Source organism: Deltaproteobacteria bacterium, from assembly GCA_016183235.1.
GTDB lineage: Bacteria > UBA10199 > UBA10199 > DSSB01 > JACPFA01 > JACPFA01.
Genome location: JACPFA010000035.1, coordinates 1 through 25,039, shown reverse-complemented (window position 1 = coordinate 25,039; position 25,039 = coordinate 1). Strand labels below are relative to the sequence as shown.

Sequence of the window (25,039 nt, the reverse complement as noted above, 5' to 3'; positions counted from 1 at the left end):
GTCTGGAACGTTCTTGAAAAAGATCTGCCCAAGCTCAAGTTCAAAGTCGATCAAATACTATCAAACTTATCACTGTAAGGTCAGCAGGTCTCTTTGCCAAGCCTCAGGGCAGGTTTTATCTCTGATTCCCATAAACCTGTCTCATGTCAAGACTTGACCCCTTTGAATTTGCTGTGTTTCATTAGGTTATATGCACGTATGTACGTAAGACTTAACCCAATTTCAATCAATCATCCAGTAGGATGAGATTTCTGCAGTGATTGTCCGCTTATACGACGGTAATGACTGAAAAACGTACCTCCGTCATACCTCCGCTGCTGATTCCCATAAACCTGTCTCATGTCAAGACTTGACCCCTTTTATTTTATTCCTGATTTCCAAATACTGTATTTCCTGTAGAACCTGGGGCAATAAACAAACCACCTTCTTCATTCCATCTTAAATCATTGTTAGTAATAGTATTATTGTCACCTCCTCCTACTATCAGTCCCCATTCTTTATTATTATGAATCTCATTACCAGTAATCACATTATTGCTACTATCCAAATATATACCATCACTATTACAATTTATAATTGTATTCCCAATGATATTTGCACGTGCTCCATCAGCCAAAAGAACATTTTTACCATCAATATTATTATTAAGTATTTCTGTAAAACCACTCCAACTGCCCAATACAATTGCAGAACGAAAAAACAGTAAAGCTGTATCATTTGGATCTCCTGCAATATTGCAATTTTCAATTTTATGCATATTACCACCACCACTAATCAAGATACCTAAACCGATTTTTTTAAGATCTAAGTGATGAAAATAATTATTGCTACTATCTTCACTTCGAATAGCTATGTACGCGTCCATAGTAATATATGCAACTTCATTATTGCTACCACCACGCTCTTTTATCCCATTGTGATTATGATAACCTTTTATCTTAAAACCAGCTAGATAGATTTGATTTACTTGATTTAATAAAATTACAGTCTGCTCTTGATCCGCCGTAATCCCAGCACCATCCAAAATAACTGCGCCTGGAAAATAATTTCCATTTGAATCTTCTACCCCTGCACCAATTACATCGACACCTTGCACATTTTTAATTTCCAATTTGGCTCGGGTATAAGTGCCGGGGCAAACTCTTAATTTATGATTAACCACATAGGTTTGATTATTATAAAGTGGCTTCACGTTGGAGTCGTTATCATCGCAATCTTTATCCGAAAACCATCCATCGCCATCATTATCAACCGGGGCTTGGTTTACATTATGCACTAAAATATTCATATTTCCTGAATCCGATAATATTCCATCACTCACCACAAAATTAACTTCATAAAGCCCTGCCTGATTGTAGGTAGGTGTCCACAAAAATTTCCCCGTATTTTTATTGAGTGATGCGCCAGCAGGTAAATTGCCAGATGTAAAAATTAAGGTATCCTTATCTGCATCAAAGGCAGGCAAGGTAAACTCAAGTTTTTGCCCCTCATTCACTTCTCGATCGTCTAGAACTCCAAATTCAGGCGGATGGTTAAAGACTGATGTGTCACCATCATTATTTGGTACTAACAAAGCATCGCCACTAGATGAAGCATCTTCAGAGACGCTAGATGAAGCATCTTCAGAGAATTGACTGTCAGTTTCCACAAACCCACCACCACTGCTTTTATTACACCCCTGAAACGCACCAATGGCACGGAAAGGTAATTTGCCTACTTCTGCGTAGGCATGGATGATCCAAGGGAGTTCTATGTGTTTTTGGTCTTTTGGTTTAACGCGAATGGGGCCGCTGGTGTAGTGTTCACGGGCTTCGTCCATGCGTCGTGAATAAGTGATATTAGGGAAACGGTTATACTCCCATGGTTTATAATTTTCTACTCGTTTTAAAACAATTTCATGAGGAGACCCTTTTAGAGGTGTTGGGGGAGTATCAACTAATTTTTCAAATTGATTATAAACAAGAAGTGATGCTTGGACAAACGAATCGATGCGCTGTTGAAGCGGGTTCAACACATGTTGTTCTACAAAACACCCTAACTTTGTTAATGGATTGATTTCTTGGGATTGATTTTGATTACATTCAATACGGGTCATAGGGCCTCCTCCTAATTTACTTTTCAGTTACTACGTCCCTTAACCCGCATAAACCCTATTGAAAAATCTTTTTTACTGCCCGGCTGGCACAGGTTGCAAAGCCCCTTTAATAGCTAAATACATGCGTGCTGGGTCAGTACTACCAGATTCCAAAAAGAAGAACAGAATCGTACCTTCGTCATACTTTTATTATTATTGCTCTGCCCCCCTTACAAACTACTCTTCATATACTATTGTATTAGGGTTATTGTCGTAAATTTGATTTCCAGGCTGGTAAAGTTCCACTGAAATTGGTGTTTCTGTCATTGTAAGATCATTATTGTGAATTTTGTTGTTCCCTTCACGAACACGAATACCTTTAGTCTCACTAACAATTACATTGTTGTAGACCTCATTATCCGAATCAATGGTTAAGGCAGCATAATTACCACATTGATTGTGAATAGTGCTGTTTTTTAAGACACTGCCACTGCCTAACGAAAACACATCACCAAGATTGCCTTCAATGGAAATATTATCAAAAATAGTACCCCACCCTGCTTCAATGTTTGGAATGCCACTCGGAGTAACAGGTGTACAACCTACCGTATTAACAAGTTCTACATCTTGAATCGTATTGTTATCACTCCCATCATCCAAATAGATTGAAGAACCATTATAAATTTTAAAACCTCTTAATAAGTTATTATCAGAACCAAATAGGATAAATAGACTCCAGGGCTCGTCAGATGTAAGCACGCCATATCCATCGTCAATCAAATTGTATTCATATTCAAAAGAAAGATTTTCAAAAGTATTATTATTTGAACTGTTCACCTGCACTCCTGTGTGTCCACGAAATGTAAAACCGGTTATTGTAACCCCAGTACAATTCCCCATTTCCATCGGTTGACTCCAAAATATTCCTCCTTCACTATTTACACCTACATGCTTACCATCTAAAATAACATTTTCTCCCTTTATTACTACGTTTTCTGCTCCCCAAATTGAAATTTGAATATTTTTGTAAATTCCAGGACAAATAGTTGTATCTTTTACTGGATGAAAGGGCCTACCGTCTAAATGATAAATTTCTCCATCTTCTGGACTAACGCATGGAGCTTCTTCCTCTGGCTTAACAGGAGGCTCTGCTGCTGTGACTTCAATTGAAATTGTTTGATATGTTTCTTCTTGTCCATCGTAGACCCTTATAACGAGCTGATAAAATCCAACTTGATCTTCAGTTGGAGTCCAACTTAACTGCCCAGTTTCTCTATCTAGGGTAATACCTTCAGGAAGATCTTTCTTATTTGACAAATAAAAAAATAAATCATCCCCATCCTCATCAGTAGCACCAATGATATGTGACAAATGTTTGCCAGCCTGAACAGTTAGTGGTGGAACATTAGCAAACTTGGGAGCGTGATTATCTATACCTGAATCAGGATCTACACTGCCCACAAACCCACCACCACTGCTTTTATTACATCCCTGCAATGAACCAACTGCTCGGAAAGGTAATTTGCCTACTTCTGCGTAGGCTTGGATGATCCAAGGAAGTTCTATGGGTTTTGGGTCTTTTGGTTTAACGCGAATGGGGCCGCTAGTGTAGCGCTCAAGGGCTTCGGCCATGCGTTGTGAATATGGGCTATGGGGAAAACGGTTCTGCTTCCATGGTTTATAATTTTCTACTCGTTTTAAAACAATTTCATGAGGAGACCCTTTTGGAGGTGTTGGGGGAGCATCAACTAATTTCGCAAATTGGTCATAAACGAGCAGTGACGCTTTAACAAAATGATCGACGCGCTTTTGAATGGGATGCAAAATGTTTTGTTCTACAAAACACCCTAACTCCGCTAAGGGATTGATTTGTTGGGATTGATTTTGACTACATTCAATACGGGTCATAGGGCCTCCTAATTTACTTTTCAGTTACTACGTCCCTTAACCCGCATAAACCCTATTGAAAAATCTTTTTTACTGCCCCGCTGGTGTTGACGCTGATGCTGGCTCTAAAACTCCCTTAATAGCAAGATATAACCGAACAGGATCACCATCTCCCTCTAGAAGAAAAAAGGGATAATCAATTCCGGCAATCGGCACTGGGAATTGTGCCACTGCGGCTACTACAATCTTATTATTCTTGGTCTCAGGAACTGCTTGAGTAGGTATCCCTTTAATATATTGGGTACCCGATGATGAAGTAATAAAACAGCTAAATTCTGGTTTTTCAGCCTCAATGCCTTCTATAGGGCACTCGGGAGCCGAAGTAATATCACTATTAGGAATTGCCAAATCTTTTAAAGTTAATCGAGAGTCAGACACAATAGGGACATTGTCTAAGGTTTGAATTTTCTTGGTATTAACGATAAAAGTGCTCAACGAAATATTCAAAGTCAAATCTACATCAGCTAAATCAGTAAATTTGTCTCCTAAACTCGCGTGATAAGGATTAATAACTTGGAGTTCAATATTAGGTAATATTAAATTCCCCGTCTGAATATCATAAATTCCTGTACTGTCTGACAACCCAAAGTAAAAATACGCACAATCACCTTTCGTATAAGTTCCATCGATCTTCTTAGGCGGCTCCTCACACATACTATCGTCATCCCCAGCAACGAGCTGTTCTGTGGGCCCTTGATGAGGCCCATTTCTCCAACCGAAAGTCATTTTTGCATTTAAGATGCGCAACAATTTTTTTCGTTCTTGTGGCTCCATCCCTTCAAGAATTTCTAAAGAAATTTCTTTACCTGTCAATCTTACTTCACGCCAATTTTCTATATTCTTGCCATCTTTAGTATAGGGAAGAAATTCGAGCAAAGGGGCATCAGGCCTAAAACCTTGAAATTCAGGCATATTGAAATTTAATGACTTAATGGGTGGCAGTGAAATAATACCTGCTGAAATTAGTGCGGTTAAAAAATCGATACGTAAATTATATTTCCCATTAAGCCCTAATTCACCCACCACCCCCTCCAATCCAAATTCAAACTTTGTTACCTCTCCTTCAGAACGATCATTGATCGCTTCAATAATTAACTTAGCAATAAACGACGACCCTGGGGCAGATTGTGGTGGTGGGCTAAAATCTATTTTTAAAGGAGTCTCTCCTGGAGATCCATCACCATTAACTGCTGCTAAAGTTGTAGGAATCGCCGGATCTGCTAGTTTAAATGCCGATTCATCATCGATGGTAATGGATTTAACTTGATAAACGTCACTGCTATGATTGAGCAGACTTAGCTCAAGCTGGGCAGTTTGATTGGATTCCAAAACATTAACTTTGATAGTAGCACCTGTATTGGGTTCAATAGGATCTCGATCAAGGTCTTCCTTTTCTGCACCAGTTAGTTTTTTCGATTTTAATTTTAGTTCTACCGGAGCCTCACCTGATATCTTGGTAGTTGCCCTAAGTTTTAAATGGAAAGGTTCTTGGTTTTGGGCGGGATCATAGATGGGATCATTACTTAAAATAGTAATGGCGCCTGTGTCAGGGATATTCTCATCTGGCGAAATATCATTGTTAGCATTTTTAGGGGTGTAGACTACTTTAAACCCAATGTAACTATCTGGGTCATTGGGTGGAATGGTACAATCGGCAGATAAAAATTCTTTCCCGGCAATTTCGAAGGTTATACACTTGGCGCCACCGTACTGCATGATACCTGTGCGGTTAAACTCTGAGGCATTTTGAGGACAAAAAGGGCCTACTTCGGCATCATTATCAGTATCCACTGCTAGCGAAATGTTTTTAATATGTAACTCCTCAGCCCCAACCCCACCCCTAACGCCGTGGTTTTTAATATACACCATTTTTGTAAGAGTGCTTCGGTTCTCCTTTTCTTTGCAACTAAGTATGTTTTGCCCATCCACCTTAGCAACTTTGATCAGCGAAGAACCAAAATCTACAGTATCCGGTTCATCAACCTCAACTCCCTCGACAAAAAGTTCGGGACCTTCAGGTTTAACTTTGCCTATTAATGTCAATTTAGTTTCTGCATTGAGTTGATATTCTAAAGTTCGTTTCTCTACCTTTGCAACAGCTTCTTGGTCGGAAAGAGTGGAGGCATAAAAGCTAATTTCTAGAGTAGTCGACTCACCACTGGGAATATTCACTATTGTTTCTTCTTGAAAATGAAAATTCTGATCGTTCTTGAGTTGAAACGAAACCGTGGCCGAAGTTTCATTGACGATCTTGATTGATTTGGTAACAATGTAACGTGGGTCGTTGGAAGAGCCCGAATCGGGGCCAGGGATAAACACACTCCCAAAATTGACTGTGCCTGTGGGTAATTCAACTTCTATGATTTCTTCGGTAGGCTGAGATTCAGGGCTAGGCTGGCTCTCACTGGCGGGTTGACTCTCAGTGCTGGGTTGACTCTCAGTGCTGGGTTGACTTTCTGGTGTTGTCACTGTTTTTTTAACTAATTCATAAATTTTAACCTCACCCCCACCACCAAAAGTTCCACCCCCGCCATCATCGGCTGTACAGGTTGGGTCATCGGGTGAGCGATTAAGTTTGCCGGTCATTTTTGCCGTAACGGCAGCACCACCTAAACCACCACCTGTGGCGATGGTACTATTGGCATCTTCAGGAAAGCTTAAACCAATGACTAAATCTAGGTCTAATTCGGAGGTTAAAGGCAAACCGCTTTCTTGTAAATCACCAAACTTACCATCAGCTGAAACATCACCGGTGGTTAATGTAACCGGCGGCAAGGCCTTAATTTCAAGGCTCGCGCCTCCTAACACGGCTTCTAATTCTAATTCAACCCCAGGGATTTCAATCTGACCGGTCGCAGGGTCATAAGTACCCACGGCCTTATCTTGCCCCTCTACAGCCCGTATAAACAAATCAGCCGGCACTTTATTTTCATTCGTTCCATCCTTCTTACCAAAGCCAGCTGCAGGCATACTCACCTGAGGAAAGTGCGCCATATCTAAGGCCACTTGGTTGCCATTAAAAATTAACCTCAAAGGCCCCGCAAAAGGAAAGGGCGGTGGTTGTTTTGCCGCTAACTTGCCATTCATTTGTACCGAGATAAAAAGCCCTGCCGTGTATTCTGCCACACAACCTTGTTCGCCATCACCACCATCGCCGCCTCCACCATTATCCCCACCGCCGCCTGGCAGATCTAGCACGGGCGTTGGCAGTGGCACGTTGGGATTAAGCACGAAGGGTTTGTCGGCAGCACCCGAACACCCAGCTAAAATAATAAAGAAAATAAATAGCCCTAATATTTTTTTCATGCCCCATCTCCTGATTCTGCTTGTGGACAAGAGCCGCCCTCTGAATCAATTTGCACCCCACCTAATAGATCCATAAAAAGGCCGTTTTGATCAATATCTACGCTTGGCAAAGTAGCCTCGGTTACGCCCAGATTGAGATGATCAATGCCTAAACTACAGAGGGTGTCACCTAAACTGCCTGGGGCATAAGTAGCGGGATTGGTAGTAGGAACACCTGGAAAACGATCGGGGATGGGGATACGGATTTCGTTGAAAAATTGACACGGAGTGGTAATCGCTGTGGTAAGAAGGTTGTCTAAACTATTAATAACTTCTTGCGGATTAAAGCCAGGCGCACCATAAATCGGCACTAAATTCAACTTTGAAAATAAATCAGAAGATTCATTAGCTGCAGGTATAAGCCGAATTCTTAAAAATGTTTTAATCAATTCTTCTGGATTCTTATCAGGATTTAAAACCACGTCTTTAGCTGAGGCTTGCCGGTTGATACCCGCAATCCACCCATATAACCGAAGACTCCCACGAAATTTCGCAAGAGGTGCATCTATCAAATTAGGATCTGCTGAAATAATTCCACCATTTTTAGTAGGGAAAGTCAGATCCTTGCACGTTTCACCTGGTTTTTGATCTTCTTTCTTTTTATAAAGAATACCTGAAAAAGGACAAAAAGTATCCTCGCCTGGTTTGTTAGGAGTTACATCTGCTGTCCCTGGATGCTCCTGAATTTGCGGATCTGTAACCTTGCAAAATTCACCGTATCCCCCTTTATCAACAGAAATTGGTTGTAAGGCATAAATTGACAGTTCAACATCAGGTAAAACAAATTTAAAATATCTTTTTGTTGGATCTAAGGCAAATGACTTTTTATTTTCATCTGATGGTGATGAGGCTTCATTGTCATTATTATTTAAAGAAGCTTGGTTAATAGCATTAAATGCATCAACGATGGCTTTCGCTTCTTGATCTGTTAGTAACGTAAGCATTGGAGCTAGATGTTTATTACTGCGCAAACTGAGTCTTACTGGAATCAGATCTTCCGTAATAGAGCCCCCAGCACCAAAAACGTTTTTATCTTCAGCATCTACCTTTCCGTTTTTATTTAAATCGAAGCCCTGGCTAAATTTACCTAGAGTTGGTGCCACCTCCTCAATTGGAATTATCCCCGCCCGATCGTAAAAATTCGGATCTACATCAAGATCAAGCAAGCCGGAAATGTTTGCCGCAAACAAAGCTTGATTAATTGCATCTTCGCTTAGGGCTAGGCCAATATTATATTGGTTATTTTTGGTGTAGTTTTCGCGATCGAAGATAGCGTTTTGGCCAAGGTTGGCTGGAGCCACGCGGGTTAACGGCCCTATTACGCCGGTTTTGAATTCATCTTTACTGCGTAATTGATTGAGTTTGCTTTGGCCGGGGTTGATGCGCAGTGGCACATTGCGAATGTGAATGCCATCGTCATCAATGTCAATATCGCCTCGCAACACATTGTAAGCCACATCCATTTGCAACAACTTATCTAAAAGTGTAATTTCTGTGTCGATCAAAAATCGGAATGGGTTTTGATTATACTTGGTGAGTTTTTCAATGTCTTTGACGTGCTTGCCTAAGGCACCGACGGTGGGGTGATTTAAACCATCTTCTACATCGCACAAAATCACGCGCTCTAAAATATCGATAAACATATTTTCTACTAAGCCACGATCGTTCGTGAGATATTCAAACCCCGCAGCTAAAGGATTGCGTTTTGAATTAACATAAGACACATTGCCAAAAGGCCCATCACCAATCAGCTCCACGGGTTTATCATCGAGCTTTTTAATTTTTACTTCTAAGATACCCTTGGAGTTTTTCTTAAACTCTACACCTACCCGCACATCAGCTCGGGCAATGAAAATAGAAAGGGGTAAAAAATTGAGCTTTAACCCCATAAAGGTGCTCTCGGGATTGGCAAACTTACCCAGGCCCTTAAGATCAGCCTCGCCATGAATACCGTGAATCCGAAGATTAAGTTCTAAAGCATGGGAGGCGGTGCTGGGTTTAAAATCAAGCACTTCAATGTTGCCAACTTTTACGGTATCTTCCAAGAAGGTCACGCTGCTGTCGCCCGCATTAAACATGGGCGGAGACCCGCCATCGTCAAAAACCCCATGATTCTTTTTATCGGTGACCTCCGTACAAGTAATTGGGGGGCCTGAGGCCTCTTTTTTCATGGAAGCAAAGAATTTCTTTTTGATTTCTTCATCGGCCAATATGTCAATAAGCACGGAAGTGATTTGATCTCTGATGAGGGCCACATCTACATTAATCCCAACCCCACGCTCGGCAAAGCTTGATACATCGGCATCTTCTTTCTTTTCGTAAATTTCGCCGTCTTTAAGGATGGGAGTGACGTTACCATAACCGAATGCAATCGTTTCTTCTGTTGTTTCTTTAGTAACTTTATCTTCAGAAACTATTTTTACAAAGTTGATCCCAAAAGATGGCGTAACCCGTGCGGTTACAATACCCGAGCCATTCACCTCATAATTATTGGCAATGCTGGGTAGCTTTTGATCGTTAAGATAAACGGTATAGCCTACTTTATCTTTGGGTAGGCTAGGCAAACATGTGCCATCGCCCAAATCTTGATTGCTGGGAATATTAGTGAGGCAAAACTTTACTTCAACTTGTTCATTAGAACTTTCTTTTTGAGGAATGATGGTGCCCGAAGTGGGGCTTTGAATCTGTATCTTAGGGCCACCATTAAAATTGGTTACTTCAAATTCAAAGCTATAATCGGCTGTATCAATTTCATCTTTGTGCTCTTCTAAAATGGGGTTGCTAGCATAAACTTGGATATAGTTGAGGCCTTGATGTAAAGGAATACTTTTGAGATCACTAATACAATAAAATTTCCTTCCCGCTTCTGAAGCCTCGACACACTCTCCTTCTTCTTGTCTAGCTTCAGTCATTGTCTCAGAATACCAGGTAGTAGCACCTTCATCTTTGCCATCTTTATTGGAAATATAAAGGGGGACTTTTAAGCCATCACTTATTAGTTCTATTTTTAGATTCAAATTCGTCGCACTAACCGAGGCCCCACTCTCAACAGGCACTGGTGTGGGAGTAGGCGTAGCAGCGGGGGCTGGCTCTAGCAAATTTTTATCGACCGATGCGCTAATGAGTGTGATCTTGGGAATCCCCTGCCTAGTAATCACGATCATTTCACTGACTAACTCAACGGATTCGCCACTATTGAAAAACCCACTCACCACCACTGAAAAGGTGCCAGGGCTGGGGAAAGCGATGGGTTTAGAAAACGAGGCGATATTTGGATTAGGGGTGCCGTCGGGATTAAAGGTTTTAGCAAAATCTCCAGAGTAAAGGGGGATTTCGCCGGTTAAGGCATGGCCGGTGGTTTCGTCGAAGATGCTAATTAACAACACAGGGTCTTCAGGCCCAAACACTGAAACGGTATTTAAATTGATCCGCCCTTCAATGCGCACCGAATCGACCACAAATTCTTCTTTATCCGCAGGGCTATCGATGCAAATATTGTCGGTACAAGGCTCCAGGGGGGTATTTTCTCCGCTCTTCATTTGCATCATGAACATGGCAGGGTATTGACCATTGCCTTTACCAGGGGCGCTCGCATAAACTTTTTTCTTGGATTTTTCTGCCCCAGCATTAGCCACCGTGGGGGCCGTATAGCCAAACATCGTAATAAAATAACCATAACCGCTCGTGCCTTTAGAATCGGCATCGGGGTCAACCACAAAGTGCTTAGCAATCTCTGTCTTTAATTCTTTGGAAAAGCTTTCGTATAAAGCGCTCTTCTTTTTAAAAGCGCCCATGATACTGCCATAAACTGTTGCTTCTGCGGTTTTTGGGTCGTTATTTTCTTTGGGGCTATTATTTTCTTTTTTCTGAATTTCCCCAGTTTCAGGAGATACTAAACTGTCTGATTGTTCAGGTGTAAAATCAGAGGGGTTTGGTTCGCTTTGCTCATAATCGGGTGGCACAACTTGAACAGCTCCAGGTGCAGCATTATCGTTACTGTCACCCAAACCGCCACCACAAGCAACTAGCAGCGTTCCGACCAAGACTATAATAATTTGTCTACATATTGCCATAAGAAACTCAAATCTGCATTTACAAAGGCCCCTCCCCCAGGTAAAATGCTTGCGCTTACATTAAAACGCATCAAATCACCAGGGTATTGGTCTTGTAACAACCCGTCGTGTTCTAATTGATTTACGTAACTTTGATAAGCCCACCACCTGAGAATATTCATGCCCCCATTAATGGCCATACTTAACCCAGCACCTGCAACGATATCTGAATTTTCAAATTGCCGAAGTGTGCCGTCGTCAAGGTGTAAAGGTTCTTCTACAAAATAGGGGCCATGGGTACGTACTCCACTTTTTAAAATTCCAGGGCCACGGGAAGGTAACCCTACAATCTTACCACTGAGAGCAAACATGGCTGTGCCGCCAGCAATCTGAGCCCCTTGAAACACAAAGAAAGGCCAATCCCCATCGGTTGGATCGCTCACCACAGGAATAGCGTTAAATCCAGTCAGCACGGCTTCAGGAATCAGACCCCCTAATAACCTAACCCTCTCACCTCTCGCATCGAAATCCGTTAGCCAACCTGGATTTTCAATCACATCGGTTGTGCCTTTTTCAGGAACATCATCTTGAGTCCCCCAAAGAACGGCACTTCTAATCACATCAGCAAGATATATGCCCCCCAATGTGAGCTTGCCTGTTAGGCTTCCTCTTCTGATGATGTCCCATGCAATGCCGGCATCAACAGCGGTGGTATAGCTATTATTAATTACCGTTAACGTTTCAAGAGCCGTTAACAGATCATATTGTTCCATACTACCTTTATCGCCAAAGGGTGCTGCAAAACCTAAAAGCAATTTTGCAGTTTGCAAAGGTGGAAGTAGTGCAGATCGCTTCATTGAAGCTAAATGATTAATGGTATATCGACTGAGTAGATAGGCCTCTTCCCCTGGCAGCATATGGCTCAAGGCCTCGGGCGGAATGCCCGATACACCGTTAAAACCATTAGAAGAAAAAGCAAGATCTAGCTCTAACAAGGTAAGAGGGGTATCTGGGAAAAAATTACTCGGCTCTGTAAAATAACCAGGGGCTCCCTTAGCCAAGGCTTCTGTATTTGCTGTGGTTTTGTGGAAAGCACTTTCTTCCGAATTAATATCAAAATAAACCGTTTGAGGCAAAAGGGTTACGCCTATTCCGAACCGCCCAAACCCATGGAAATAAGCTGGTGATTTTGCCACAAAATGCACTCTGGCCATGGCTTGTGGATCGGGTAATCCACTTACATCCCCATTTGATAAATCCTGATCAACCCAGCCAATCCCCATGCCAGCAAAAGAACCTGGCTCACGCGGATTTTCTAACCCAAAGTCAATCTCCCCAAACCATCCTTCTGCATTGGGAGTTGCAAGCCGTTTATAATCCCCCACACTAAACCGCGCACATGGGGTCCACAACCCAAAATTATGGCAATAACGAAGCCCGCCACTAATATAACTAACATCTCCGGTGAGGGCTTCAATCGTTTGATAATCAACTAAGTTAAAAGTGGCAATATTGAGAGCATGGTTGTTAAACCAGGGAGAAGTTAATTCTAATGTCCAAGAGTTGTTACTAACCCTAATGATTGATAAAACTTCTTTGGCTTTTTCAAAGTTGAGGGGGTTGCTAAAACTGGCTAAAATCCTACGTACGCCGCCTAAGGCTGCTGTATTAAACTTATTACTGGCAAAACCATCTTGATCTAACCAAGCCTTTGCCGTTGATTCCACGCTACCAATATTTCCTGTACCTCGAAGGTATTGGTCGAGCGCTTCCAAAAATGCTGCCAATAGTCGATTCTCTGGGTTTTGTTTACTGGGGGTTCTTGCAACACCGGCTTCGTCTTTATCAGCATTCCAATCAATGGCTAATTCACGGCCGAAAATTCTTAAAGCCGTAAACCGACTATCTAATTCAAACTTTGGATCGACACTCTCGTCAAAGGCCACGGGGGCTTCTTTAGGAGGAACGCCATTCCTAGGAGGAGGCTGATACCTGCTTTGCGAATCTGAATCCGCCGGTGGAGTTCCTTCGCCACTCCCCTCTTCTTCCCCTGCCTCCGGCAATTTTTCATTAATCTTTGCCAACAACGCATCGACTCGATCACAATTCTGTGGATGCCGAATTTCGCTGACCAAGAGATGGCGTATATTTTTAAGCGCCCCCTCGTAGGCGGATTTTGTAAGATCAAGTTTTTCGAGATTATTGGAAAATTCACCCAATTGTTTTGTGGCTTCACCAGGGTTTGGGGCGTTTAAATAGTCGGTGTAGGAACCGATCACCAAGGCCAGCCAAGGATGCTCCATGTCGTCAAGGCCCGACGACAAATCTGTGCCTCGCAGAATCCGCACCAGATTGGTTGCACCAGAAATTTCTGATTGTGGATTAACAGAACTATCAGGATTTGAGCGGCAAATCGGAGTAACCACCGAATAACTCCAAAAGATTATAGAATCTTTACAATTGATCCCCTTCCCTTCACATCACAAACTTAACTTCGGAATAAACCGATTATAGTTGCTATTAAAATAGCCCTTTTTTAACAATTTTTTGATTATTTTCAGGGAGTTATCGTGCGGTGCGTTATTTCTGTTGCGCACTCGGAGCGTGCGTTTAGACGAAGGTACGATTTCCGAACGATCGATTGTTTGGAATCGGTAGTAGAATTGTCCCTTCGTTCATCGTTAGATTTTTTTGATTGACCCCTTTGACATGACTACAGAGAGGGGGAATATCCGGATAAACCACCTTGGGCTAAGCCAGCTAGAACGCCAAATAAAATTAAACCGAGATCAATACTCAAATGAAAATCAGTATACACACCACTCATTGGCCCGGCAGGCACATGAAATAGAGATAACCCCACACCTACCATATTCATCCCCATACCGGCTGATCCCTCTTCACCAGACGATAGGAAAGCTAAGGACAAATCACAACTCAACCCATAAACGAAGTTCTTCCCATCCTTTCCTGCTGAATCAAGTGAGTCAGGGGTAGAGTAACTGATGGATCCCAAAGGAACACCCCCTTGCAAAAAAACTCCCACGCCCATTTGGTCCGGCGAACTTCGTTCATCAACCAATTTAAATACCACAGAGGGTTTAGCAAAAGAAAAACTCAATTCCTCATCTTCGAAATCTTCATCAGACTTGACTAAATAATTATAAGTCACCCCAGGTCCCACTTTACCTTGAGGTAAAATGAACAAACCAACTTCAAGTCCACCTATGAAATACCCCCCACGGCTTTCGGCACCTCCCCCTATTTGTCCATCGAGATACCATACGGTTAAAAACCTATCGCCTTGTCCTACCACTGGATTTGGTGGAGCTCCTCCCCCTGCCTCCGACAATTTCTCATTAATCACCTTCAACAACGCATCAACTCGACCACAATTCTGTGGATGCCGAATTTCGCTGGCCAAGAGATTGCGCATATTTCTAAGCACGCCCTTGTAGGCAGGTTTTGTAAGATCAAGGTTGTCGAGATTCTTGGAAAATTCACCCAATTGTTTTGCAGCTCCACCAGCGGTTGGGGCGTTTAAATAGGCGGTGTAGGAACTGATCACCAAGGCCAGCCAGGGATGCGCCATTTCGTCGAGGCCCGGCAAACCTGTGTCTCGCAGGATCCGCGCCAAATTCGTTGCCCCAGCAATTTCTGATTGTGGATTAACAGAACTATCAGGACTTGAGCGGCAAATCGGATCAACCACTGAACAACTCCAAAAAGATTATAGAATCTTTACGATGGACCCCCTTCCCTTCACAAACTTAACTTCGGAATAAACCGATTATAGTTGCTATAAAAATAGCCCTTTTTTAACAATTTTTTGATTATTTTCCGCCACTTATCGTGCGGTGCGTTATTTCTGTCGCGCGTTTGGGGTAATGCCATTTGTAAGATAAGGGACTTTCATAAATGCGACAATTGCTCGCGGGCCAAGAAAGCTTGGCAAAACTGACTTGGCTAAATAAGTTTCTGCAGCTTGTTCTCCTTCAAAATGATAAACTAAAAACAAACTTTCTATTCTCTGTGCCTGCATCAAACGGACACCGAGGTACTCTTTTGGAACCACTGGGTACTCATGCCTTATGCCATCTCCCGCAATAGAAATTCTCTGAACATCCCAAAGTTTCCCTTGTTTAAAATCCTCATATGCCTTTTGACGCTTTGTCTCAAATGCTGCATTTCCCAACCTGATACGATCACTAATCAAAAAAGAACTGTGTTCGCCGATGTCTCCAAGGCAGTCTACTAATATTTGCCGATGGCTAGCATGAAGATAAGATAGTTGTTTTCTTCCTTCTTGATCTATTTTACCTGACTCAAGTTCTCTATGAGCTAATTTGAAACAAGCCTTCTCAAAATCAAAAATGCCCCCAAGAGTAATTTTATCGTCATAACTTTTTGATGTGTGATTCACAAAATAACGTATAACAAAACTACGGACCCTTGCCTCCTCTTTATCTCCTTGATACACACTGATTTCCTGTAAAGCCTTGGTTTGCTGCTCTTGTACGTGGACCAAAAATGCACGTGCTTCAACCAAACCCCTCATAAGGATCAGCCCCTTTATCCCTACAAGGTAAGCTTCAACCTCGGCATCAGCAAGAGTCCCTCGTCTTTTCTCTTCATCTTGGAAGGCATGATACAGTTCATGAGGCATTATATTTGCAATTTCTGTAGAATTCTTTAGGGGACGATCGACCCATGAAGTTGGTAGCAAAAGAGTATTGTTTTGAGCATCGTATTCAGCTTCAAATGGGCCAGTTTCTGATTGCGCCCCCATACGAAGCAGCTTCGCTTCTAAAAGCCCCTTAATCGTTTTTTCAAAACGATCCATCTCACCAGCAGGCAGTATCGATGCCCTGCCAGCCTGCACTCGCGCCCGATCCAAAGCGGCGAGGTTGTGAAGAACAAGCCATGGAAGAGCTAAAAGCAATAACCCCTTTTCATTGTATTCATCTTTCCATGCTAAAAGTAAATTCTGAAGCCCTTTTAACAAACCAGGAATATCGGTAACTCCCTTAGAATGCTCGGCAACGACCTTGATGAAGGTGTTGAGGCCTTCGCCTTGAAAAAGTCCCCTCAATTGAGGGGTCTGGGTTTTTAAATAATAATCGATCAGTAATTCGCGGTAATGCGCAAAAAGAGGCATGGCACCCAGCCCCTTGGCACGAAAATCAGGCACGTGAGCCGAACAGGGCGATGTGGAATAAAGATCTTGTTCCTCAAATAAATGAGCTTGATTACATGAAGAAACAGCAATGATCTCGCGTTCAAGATCGGTGCGTTCGGCTGCTTGTTTGCTGAGTAGGGGAGAAATATCAATGCTGCCCGCTGGCAGCGTTTCTACGGATACAGGAGGTTGGGTCATAATCTTTTGCTGACTAATTGAAATGGGTGGGGTTGTCAATTGACAGATCTATCAAAATAATGTATCATTACTTCATTACTAGGAGTTATCATGCTGGCAAAACGTACCTATAAAAACCAAATCACCATCCCGAAAGAAGTTATTGATAAAGTGGGGGACACTCATTACTTTGATGTTTCCTATCAAGATGGGGCTATTTGTCTTAGACCTGTTGAAATTAAAAATTCTCATGAACATCTAAAAACAATCCGGCGAAAGATAAAATCGTTAGGGTTACGTGAAGAAGAAATTCCCAAAATCATCCGGCAGGTGCGATCGAAAGCATTTTCATGAAAATTCGTGTGGTTATTGACACAAATGTTTTCATATCGGCTCTTTTATTCGAAGGCATTGTTGCCCAACTAGTCCCTTTATGGAAACAAAAATCTTTTCAATATCTTTTGTCAAAATCGGTCATGAGCGAATATTTAAGAGTACTTTCTTACCCTAAGTTTAAATTAACAGAAGCAGAAATAAAATATCTTTTGGAAGAAGAATTGCTCCCCTTTGTAGAAATAGTTGAAGAAAGAAAAGTAAAGGTTCCCTCGTTGGAAGATCCTGACGATGAAAAATTTCTCCAACTGGCCACGCTGGGTAAAGCCCAATATTTGGTTAGCGGAGATAATGTGTTATTAAAATTAAGAAATTTTAAACAATGCCAAATCTTAAATCCTATCCAATTTTTAAAATTAATGAACCCCTCGCAAAATCTGCTGTAACCTCAATGCTTCTATTTAAACTTTTTCATTTACTTAAATCGGCAATCCATTACAATGAGCCGAGAATAAGGATGGGTGTTTTCCTAGAGGGAGGAAAACATGAATCAGCGGCGCTTGGCTATCCTTATTACATTCGTCTTTCTTATATTTCCTTTCAACAGTTGGTCATTCAATAAAATCAATCCATTGGCTCCCAGCTGCTTTGATTCCGATCAATCCGACTATGAAGCATTATCGAAATGGAAATTTTGGTATTTTATTGCCAAGGTCTTTCCCGTTGTCGTGCCTGAACTCAACGACGATTCGATTAACTTTCCCGGGGCAGTAACTGCTGTGCAAGCAACTAATTACCCCTCAGGCAATTTAAGCGATTATTTTGTTTGCGGAGATAAATTTTGCAAAATCAAAAATTTTCACGATGTTTGTAAAGGCAATATTTTATTGGAACAAGCTTGCAAGGGAAGTTCGCAAACCTTTGTGGCCATTGATTGCCAGGCCCTAGACCCGCAGGCTGCTTGCAAAAATACTACTAGCGGGGCGTTTTGCAAGCCAGTGCCTGCACCCACGCCAAGCCCTGACCCTACTCCTATATCATCTCCGACCCCCAGTTCTATTCCAACTCCAATTCCGACCCCAACGCTAACACCCATCCCCTCTCCAACACCTTCTGAACCTTCTGAAGAGATTATCCAACTCGCTGCGGGGGTAACCAGCTGTGCACTCAAAAAATCAGGCAAAGCATGGTATTGGGGACAAAAATTAAACATCTATTTTTCTCCAGATAATTTACAGCTTTATCCTGTCCCCTTCACCATGGAAAATATTGCGTTTTTCAATCCTCACGGTGGCATTCACAGTTGTTTAATCGATGATACTCAAAATTTATATTGTTGGGGCAATAACACAAAATATCAACTCGGTAATGGAACCACAAAAGGAGAAACAGACCCTATTTTAGTGAGCCAGTTAACGAATGTAACCTATGTTAATAGTGACGGTAAATCCCATTCGTGCGCCTTGAGTAATGGCCAGGTTTATTGCTGGGGTTACAACAGCCACTTGCAATGTGGGAGCTTTACCGAAATAGATCCAAGCTCGCCAGTGCTTGGGCCAACTCACTTGCCGGTCAAAGAACCTACCTTGATTCCCAATTTAGAAGAAGTAACCTCTTTCGCCATGGCCATAGCGAGTACCTGCGCCTTAAAAAAAGATGGCACCGTTTGGTGCTGGGGAGAAGATGCGCATGGGGCCTTAGGAAACGATGAGATTCAAGAAGATACTTTTACTCCTGTGCAAGTTAAAAATCTCGAAGAAGTCTTGGCCATTGAATCTTCTAATCATTACTTTTGTGCTTTAAAAAAAGATGGCACGGTTTGGTGTTGGGGAACGACCTATGATGGAGAATTTGGCAATGCACTGCCAGGTTTTAAATTTACTTCTTCCACCCCAGTGCAAATCCCTGAGCTACAGGGGGTCAAAGCTCTCAGCGTTGATGGATTTCACGTAGGCGGGTTTCACAGCGTTATTTGCGCTTTGTTACAAGACAGCACTCTATGGTGCTTAGGCAATAATATGTTTGGCCAACTGGGTAATGGCTCTTTTAAGGACACCAACATACCCACTCAAGTTTTAGGCTTACCCTCCCCAGCTAAACAAATTTCTACTTCGGGCTCAGCAACTTGCGCACTTTTGGGAAATAACGATGTGTATTGCTGGGGTATTTTCTATCTTTTGGGTGCTGACACAAAAAACAATTCCCCCTTACCTGTAAAAGTTAAATTGTAAAAAATAAAGAATTTATGATCTTCAGTTGACTTCTTGAATCAAAAATCCGAGAAAAAGAAAATCATGATACAAGAAAAAATTCTAAAATCGTTAGAAAATTTAAAGAACTTATTGTCCGACGACCACTGCCTAAGTAATATTCAAAAAGCAGCCGATTGGGTCATTAGCAGCCTTAAGTCCGGTAATAAACTCATCGTTTGTGGCAATGGGGGCAGCGCAGCAGATGCCCAGCACCTGGCTGCGGAATTTCTGTGTCGTTTCTACAAAGACAGAAAAGCTTTAGCTGCTATCGCCCTCACAACCGACACTTCAACTTTGACCGCAATTGCCAATGATTATGCTTTCGAAGATGTCTTCAGCAGACAATTGGAAGGGATCGGCAAAAAAAACGACATTCTTATAGGAATCAGCACCAGCGGTTCATCAAAAAACGTTTTAAAAGCATTTCAAGCGGCTGCTAAAATGGCCATCCGCACCATTTTATTAACCGGCTCAGTTGAACGAGATATTGCCAAAATAAGTGACCTGGTTATTAAGGCCCCCTCTGATGACACCCCTAGGATCCAAGAAATGCATCTTTTGATCGAACATATCCTTTCTGAATTAGTAGAAAAATCTTTTTTGAACGTTGAATAGGAAGCAAAAATTGGATGCTTTGATTCTTGTAGGCGGAAAAGGCACTCGGCTTAAAGATATTTTCAGCGATTTACCTAAACCCATGGTGCCGGTGTCGGGCAAGCCCTTCTTGGAATGGCTTTTAATATCTCTAAAATCAAAAGGAATTTTGAATGTCGTTTTAGCAACGAGTTATTTAAGCCATATTATAGAAGGGTATTTTAAAAACGGCGCTTCATGGGGCATGAAGATTGCTTATTCTCATGAGATTGCGCCCTTGGGCACAGGCGGCGCGGTTCGTTTAGCTTTAAATAAAATGAATACCGATAACTTCCTGGTGTTGAATGGAGATTCTTTTTGCCCCTGGGATTTTAATTTAATGAAAGATTTTCACACTAAAAAGAAGGCTGCGGCCACTTTATGGTTAAGCCAAGTTGATGATGGCTCGCGTTTTGGGCAAGTTAATCTGGAAGAAAACGGGGAAATTAGTGGGTTCCAAGAAAAAAACAGCAAAAAAGCAACTGGCTTAATTAGTGCAGGGATTTATATCATTCAACGAAAAGCGATCGAAGCCTTCCCTCCCCAAAAAGAATTCTCTATTGAAAAAGATTTTTTCATCCACTTAATCGGAAAAGAATTATACGGCATTGTTGGAACCGGCCCATTTTTAGACATAGGCACGCCCGAATCTTACGCTCTAGCATCACAATATTTGCAGAATGAGTTCAATAAATTAACTGTTCCCTAATGGACAGATTGACAGATCTGCCAAATTAATGTATCATTACTTCATTACTAGGAGTAATCATGCTGGCAAAACGCACCTATAAAAATCAGATCACCATTCCAAAGGAAGTTATTGATAAGGTGGGGGACACTCATTACTTTGATGTTTCCTATCAAGATGGGGCTATTTGTCTTAGACCTGTTGAAATTAAAAATTCCCATGAACATCTAAAAACAATTAGGCAAAAGATAAAATCATTAGGGCTGCGTGAAGAAGAAATTCCCAAAATTATTCGGCAAGTGCGATCGAAAGCATTTTCATGAAAATTCGCGTGGTTATTGACACAAATGTTTTCATATCGGCTCTTTTATTCGAAGGCGTTGTTGCTCAACTGGTCCCTTTATGGAAACAAAAATCTTTTCAATATCTTCTGTCAAAATCAGTCATGAGCGAATACTTAAGAGTACTTTCTTACCCTAAGTTTAAATTAACAGAAGCAGAAATAAAATATCTTTTGGAAGAAGAATTGCTCCCCTTTGTAGAAATAGTTCAAGAAAGAAAAACAAAGGTCCCCTCGTTAGAAGATCCTGACGACGAAAAATTTCTCCAACTGGCCATGCTTGGCAAAGCCCAATATTTGGTTAGCGGAGATAGCGTGTTATTAAAATTAAAAAATTTTAAACAATGCCAAATCTTAAATCCTATTCAATTTTTGAAATTAGTGAGCCCTTCCGGCTGAGAACTTCAGACCAACGTAGACTTGTCCACCTGCCTAGGCCCAAATTGCGAAACTTTTTTTGCCGCTGACCTTTGTTCATTTTTCCCCCTACTAACAAGTCCTCTGTATAGGCTACAGATTGCGAGGATTATGTGGCGAGAGAAGGAAGATGAGCAAAAAGCCCGCAGGCGTACCTTAGGGTACGTCGAGGACTTTTTGCGAAATCTGACGCGGCTCGTAGCCCATAAGCCGAAGCAAGCTGTAGCCTATACAGAGGGCTTGTTAGTATGAAACTGCCGCACTTACATTGCTCATCTGATAAATTCTGGCCAGTGACAGTGCCAAATGATCCAGCACGGCCTCATTGGGCAGGTTGACCGTAAGTTTTAAATGGCCATCATCATCGCGAATCAGGCACTCTGCCAAATTTTGTTTAAAAACAGCCGCCATTTTTTTGTTCTTTTCTTCCACACCATCATCATTATTTTTTTCTTTTGGTGTTAAAACTTCACCCATAAATGAAAAGGCGGCACTGAGCAATTCGCCTCCCGCTTTGGCAATGGTCTCACGTTTCTTGACCAGTGCGGCTTCTGTGATGGTTTGTTTTTCTTGGCTTGCGTCGGGTGAGGCGTCCGGTTTTTTACCGGTCAGCACTTCCAAACGTTTCTTTAATTCCTCCATGCTTGACGATAAATCCACTTGCGTGACGTCTGATTCAGGATCCAGTGCCGCAAGCGCCAGCTCATGCTTTGCGGCGATCGTTTGCAGGAGATTTTCTTCCAATGTTTCGGTTGTCACCAAAAGGTAAACTTGAATGGGCCGCTTTTGCCCCATGCGATGGGCTCTGGCGATGCGTTGTTCCAGAACGGCAGGATTCCAAGGGAGGTCCACATTAATGACGGTGTTGGCTGCTTGCAAATTCAAACCGGTACTGCCCGCGTTGGTGGCAATGAAAATCCGGCAATTAGGATTGTTTTGAAATTCGTTCACCAAGCCCTGACGTTTTTTCTGCGGCACCGAACCGTCCAAGCGCACAAATTTGGCCCCATGCTTTTCTATCAACGGCTCGATCAAATTCAACATCGTTGTCCATTCCGAAAAAAGAATGATTTTACGATCCTGTTCGGCCAGCAGGTTGCCCAATAAATGATCAAGTTCCGTGAGTTTTGAAGAATACCCTGGTTCTTGTTTGTTGACGAGAAAAGTGCTGTCGGCTGACATGCGGCACATCAGCAGATATTTTTGCAGACGTAAAAGATCCATCTCGGAAATGTAGGGTTTGTGAATAATGAGTGATATTAATTTTTTGTATTGTTGATCCAGTTCCAGTTGTTCCGCAGTAGGAATAATACGAACAATTTCGGTCGTGCGTGGCGGCAGGTCCTGCATTACAGACTGGCGTGTGCGTCTGAGCAAAATGGGTTTTAGATTTTTTCGCAACTCGTCGAGGTTTTTGTAACCGAGTGGTCGGCCCTTTTCGTCCACCATCTTATGGCGGTTGTAAAACCGAAAAGCCGGCCCCAGGTGGTGCTCATCAACAAATTCAACAACAGAGTGAAGTTCTTCCAATCTGTTTTCGAGCGGTGTTCCTGTGAGCACTAGGGCATACTGTGATTTTAAAGATTTAATCATCCGACTGGTTTGGGCCTCCCAATTTTTTATTCTTTGACCCTCATCCAGAATGATCAAATCCCAGGACACTGATTCGATTTCGATGATATCGCGTAAAACCTGCTCATAATTGCAGATCGTAAAGAAGCTGGCATTATTGTATTGAGCGCCTCGTTCTTGTTTGCTGCCAAGAATAAGTTGAACATTGCGACCCGAAAATCGCCCGATTTCTTCACGCCATTGTGACTTAAGGGAGGTTGGACAAACCACAAGAACTTTTTTGATGCCTACTTTTTTGGCAAGCAATTCAGCAACACCGATGCCCTGAATGGTTTTGCCAAGACCCATATCATCTGCCAGAATCGCCCGGCCAGCCCCAACGGCAAAACCGATACCATCCATTTGATAGGGTAATAGTTCCACTTTGAGCAAAGTTTGACGCAAAGGGTGCGCTTTGGCATCGTTTCGAATCTCGTGTGAAATTTTTTTAAGCTTTTCTAAAGAAAGTTTCTTTTGAATCCATTCTTCGGCGTCTGGATAAATGTTCACCAGAAAATCCTCTCCCTCCAAGATATTTTTGATTTGAAATAGCTCGTGGAGATCCGTGATTGGCACGTCCTTAATGGGTTTTATGAGGTCGAGAATATCATTGGGCATGTTTTCAGGCACAAGCAACCGCAGCTCCGGCGATTCCCCATAGCGGATGTGCAGACTAAAATTTTTGCGTTTGTACGGTTCTTCTCTCTGCTGGGTTGAAAATCTGGTCTTGATTTTATTCTGGGCATGCAAAATATGTTTGCAGGTTCCCAGCGTGTTCTTTTTATAGTCAGGGCAGGAGCAATAGGATTCCCCCAAGCCAAAGCCACGCAGCGCAACGCGATAAGTTTTTCCTGATAACTTACTTGTGAGCAGATAATCCGCCCATATTTTTTTGCTGTCGGTGATTTTGAGAGTCATACGTTCTTTTTGGGCTCGTTCAATTCTGTCTTGAAGTTCGCGCGCCACAAGATCCTGTTCGCTCAAACTTTCTATGGGAATTCTTGCGGTGGGTAGCTTGGCCAGCCCTAACGCAGTTTTCTCTTCAAGGATGAGTGCAAACGTCGCGCCGATATGTTCGCAATGCCCCTCACAAACCGAGCACTTAAAATCAATCTTGTTTCTTCTCATGGGATTGGAACGAATAATTGTTTTAGCGTCTGCAAATTTAACTGAGAAGGATTCGGCGCCCATTTCCACTTGTCCCTCTATGTCAATCTCAAATTTGCCTCCTTGCATTATCAAGTCCTTGCCTTGTTGCCCCAAAAGGCGACAGGCCTGCAAATAATTTAGGTGCGACAAACGATCTTTTAACGTAAGTTCTTTTTTGGTTTCGGTCATTGTGACTCCAGGTTTTTGATTGAGACTTTTCATTTTTTATTCGGTTTTGCTGTCTTATCTATGAGCCTTGTTACTTTGCAATCAAAATCAGAAATATATTTTTTATCCTGCTCTTGACGATTTTTTTGGTTCTTTCGTAAATAAGTTGCGATTTAGGTACTGTGTCATCCCTGCGGAGGCAGGGATCCAGTCTCGCACTCATTTTGAGACAGACCTCATAACAACTCTTCATAAAGGTCTTTCCATGTGGGATTCAATTCTTCGATTAGCCTTAATTTCCAATTCCTCTTCCACTTTTTCAGTTGTTTCTCTCGTGTAATGGCAGCACTCACATCATTAGTTTCCTCAACATAAACAAGTTGATGCACTTTGTATTTTTCAGTAAATCCTTTGATCAGATTATTTTTGTGCTCATAAACTCTTTTAACGATATCACTGGTTACTCCAATATAGAGTGTCCCATTTCTTTGACTTGCCATAATGTAAACAAAATATTGTTTCATGAATAAAATCACTACTGTCCCAACGTTAACTGAATAAATTCAGTTGGTTAGAAATATTGTTCTCTGACAATTTGTAATCATCGCCCGCAAACAATTGCAGGATGTGGGTTTTCTCAAAAACGTTGATACTTAAAATCTGTAGAATTGTGT

The 25,039-nt window shown here is 42.0% G+C and carries 16 protein-coding genes; 7 read left to right on the top strand and 9 right to left on the bottom strand.

Annotated features, from left to right (window positions below):
- Positions 1-364: 364 nt before the first annotated feature.
- The 7 genes from HYU97_09150 to HYU97_09120 form a co-directional block, all read right to left on the bottom strand.
- Positions 365-2,095, bottom strand: a complete 1,731-nt coding sequence (locus HYU97_09150; GenBank protein ID MBI2336909.1) for a right-handed parallel beta-helix repeat-containing protein — start codon at positions 2,093-2,095, stop codon at positions 365-367.
- A gap of 216 nt (positions 2,096-2,311) precedes the next feature.
- Positions 2,312-3,982, bottom strand: a complete 1,671-nt coding sequence (locus HYU97_09145) for a putative Ig domain-containing protein (GenBank protein MBI2336908.1) — start codon at positions 3,980-3,982, stop codon at positions 2,312-2,314.
- A gap of 69 nt (positions 3,983-4,051) precedes the next feature.
- Complete coding sequence (locus HYU97_09140) at positions 4,052-7,327, bottom strand: hypothetical protein (GenBank protein MBI2336907.1); 3,276 nt, start codon at positions 7,325-7,327, stop codon at positions 4,052-4,054.
- Positions 7,324-11,439, bottom strand: coding sequence for a hypothetical protein (locus tag HYU97_09135; protein MBI2336906.1), 4,116 nt, complete (start codon positions 11,437-11,439; stop codon positions 7,324-7,326). Before HYU97_09135 ends, HYU97_09140 begins: the two co-directional genes overlap by 4 nt.
- Positions 11,412-13,844, bottom strand: coding sequence for a hypothetical protein (locus tag HYU97_09130; protein ID MBI2336905.1), 2,433 nt, complete (start codon positions 13,842-13,844; stop codon positions 11,412-11,414). Before HYU97_09130 ends, HYU97_09135 begins: the two co-directional genes overlap by 28 nt.
- A gap of 287 nt (positions 13,845-14,131) precedes the next feature.
- Positions 14,132-15,130: a hypothetical protein gene (locus tag HYU97_09125; protein MBI2336904.1), complete on the bottom strand. Its 999-nt coding sequence runs from the start codon at positions 15,128-15,130 to the stop codon at positions 14,132-14,134.
- A gap of 150 nt (positions 15,131-15,280) precedes the next feature.
- On the bottom strand, positions 15,281-16,795 hold the full coding sequence (locus HYU97_09120; protein ID MBI2336903.1) for a hypothetical protein: 1,515 nt from the start codon (positions 16,793-16,795) through the stop codon (positions 15,281-15,283).
- Between the two features lie 90 nt (positions 16,796-16,885).
- Here HYU97_09120 and HYU97_09115 point away from each other — a divergent pair, with 90 nt between their 5' ends.
- The 7 genes from HYU97_09115 (at position 16,886) to HYU97_09085 (ending at position 21,419) form a co-directional block, all read left to right on the top strand.
- A complete protein-coding gene (locus HYU97_09115) occupies positions 16,886-17,128 on the top strand; it encodes an AbrB/MazE/SpoVT family DNA-binding domain-containing protein (protein MBI2336902.1) in 243 nt (80 codons plus the stop codon).
- A complete protein-coding gene (locus tag HYU97_09110; GenBank protein ID MBI2336901.1) occupies positions 17,125-17,553 on the top strand; it encodes a putative toxin-antitoxin system toxin component, PIN family in 429 nt (142 codons plus the stop codon). Before HYU97_09115 ends, HYU97_09110 begins: the two co-directional genes overlap by 4 nt.
- A 99-nt stretch (positions 17,554-17,652) precedes the next feature.
- Positions 17,653-19,338 carry a hypothetical protein gene (locus HYU97_09105; GenBank protein MBI2336900.1) on the top strand — a complete coding sequence of 562 codons (1,686 nt, stop codon included), beginning with the start codon at positions 17,653-17,655 and terminating at the stop codon, positions 19,336-19,338.
- A gap of 63 nt (positions 19,339-19,401) precedes the next feature.
- On the top strand, positions 19,402-19,974 hold the full coding sequence (locus HYU97_09100; protein MBI2336899.1) for an SIS domain-containing protein: 573 nt from the start codon (positions 19,402-19,404) through the stop codon (positions 19,972-19,974).
- Positions 19,975-19,984: 10 nt separating this feature from the next.
- Positions 19,985-20,701, top strand: coding sequence for a nucleotidyltransferase family protein (locus HYU97_09095; GenBank protein ID MBI2336898.1), 717 nt, complete (start codon positions 19,985-19,987; stop codon positions 20,699-20,701).
- Positions 20,702-20,760: 59 nt separating this feature from the next.
- The gene (locus HYU97_09090) at positions 20,761-21,003 is read left to right on the top strand and encodes an AbrB/MazE/SpoVT family DNA-binding domain-containing protein (protein ID MBI2336897.1); all 243 of its coding nucleotides are present in this window, start codon (positions 20,761-20,763) and stop codon (positions 21,001-21,003) included.
- Positions 21,000-21,419, top strand: coding sequence for a putative toxin-antitoxin system toxin component, PIN family (locus tag HYU97_09085; GenBank protein MBI2336896.1), 420 nt, complete (start codon positions 21,000-21,002; stop codon positions 21,417-21,419). The genes HYU97_09090 and HYU97_09085 overlap by 4 nt, the downstream gene beginning before the upstream one ends.
- 261 nt (positions 21,420-21,680) lie before the next feature.
- Here HYU97_09085 and HYU97_09080 read toward each other — a convergent pair whose 3' ends face one another.
- Complete coding sequence (locus HYU97_09080) at positions 21,681-24,419, bottom strand: DEAD/DEAH box helicase (protein MBI2336895.1); 2,739 nt, start codon at positions 24,417-24,419, stop codon at positions 21,681-21,683.
- A 182-nt stretch (positions 24,420-24,601) separates the two neighbouring features.
- Positions 24,602-24,889: a GIY-YIG nuclease family protein gene (locus tag HYU97_09075; protein MBI2336894.1), complete on the bottom strand. Its 288-nt coding sequence runs from the start codon at positions 24,887-24,889 to the stop codon at positions 24,602-24,604.
- Positions 24,890-25,039 lie beyond the last annotated feature (150 nt).

Coding starts and splice junctions, on each gene's coding strand:
- HYU97_09150 (MBI2336909.1), bottom strand. CDS start 2,095: ATGACCCGTATTGAATGTAATCAAAATCAATCCCAAGAAATCAATCCA.
- HYU97_09145 (MBI2336908.1), bottom strand. CDS start 3,982: ATGACCCGTATTGAATGTAGTCAAAATCAATCCCAACAAATCAATCCC.
- HYU97_09140 (MBI2336907.1), bottom strand. CDS start 7,327: ATGAAAAAAATATTAGGGCTATTTATTTTCTTTATTATTTTAGCTGGG.
- HYU97_09135 (MBI2336906.1), bottom strand. CDS start 11,439: ATGGCAATATGTAGACAAATTATTATAGTCTTGGTCGGAACGCTGCTA.
- HYU97_09120 (MBI2336903.1), bottom strand. CDS start 16,795: ATGACCCAACCTCCTGTATCCGTAGAAACGCTGCCAGCGGGCAGCATT.
- HYU97_09115 (MBI2336902.1), top strand. CDS start 16,886: ATGCTGGCAAAACGTACCTATAAAAACCAAATCACCATCCCGAAAGAA.
- HYU97_09110 (MBI2336901.1), top strand. CDS start 17,125: ATGAAAATTCGTGTGGTTATTGACACAAATGTTTTCATATCGGCTCTT.
- HYU97_09105 (MBI2336900.1), top strand. CDS start 17,653: ATGAATCAGCGGCGCTTGGCTATCCTTATTACATTCGTCTTTCTTATA.
- HYU97_09100 (MBI2336899.1), top strand. CDS start 19,402: ATGATACAAGAAAAAATTCTAAAATCGTTAGAAAATTTAAAGAACTTA.
- HYU97_09090 (MBI2336897.1), top strand. CDS start 20,761: ATGCTGGCAAAACGCACCTATAAAAATCAGATCACCATTCCAAAGGAA.
- HYU97_09085 (MBI2336896.1), top strand. CDS start 21,000: ATGAAAATTCGCGTGGTTATTGACACAAATGTTTTCATATCGGCTCTT.
- HYU97_09080 (MBI2336895.1), bottom strand. CDS start 24,419: ATGAAAAGTCTCAATCAAAAACCTGGAGTCACAATGACCGAAACCAAA.
- HYU97_09075 (MBI2336894.1), bottom strand. CDS start 24,889: ATGAAACAATATTTTGTTTACATTATGGCAAGTCAAAGAAATGGGACA.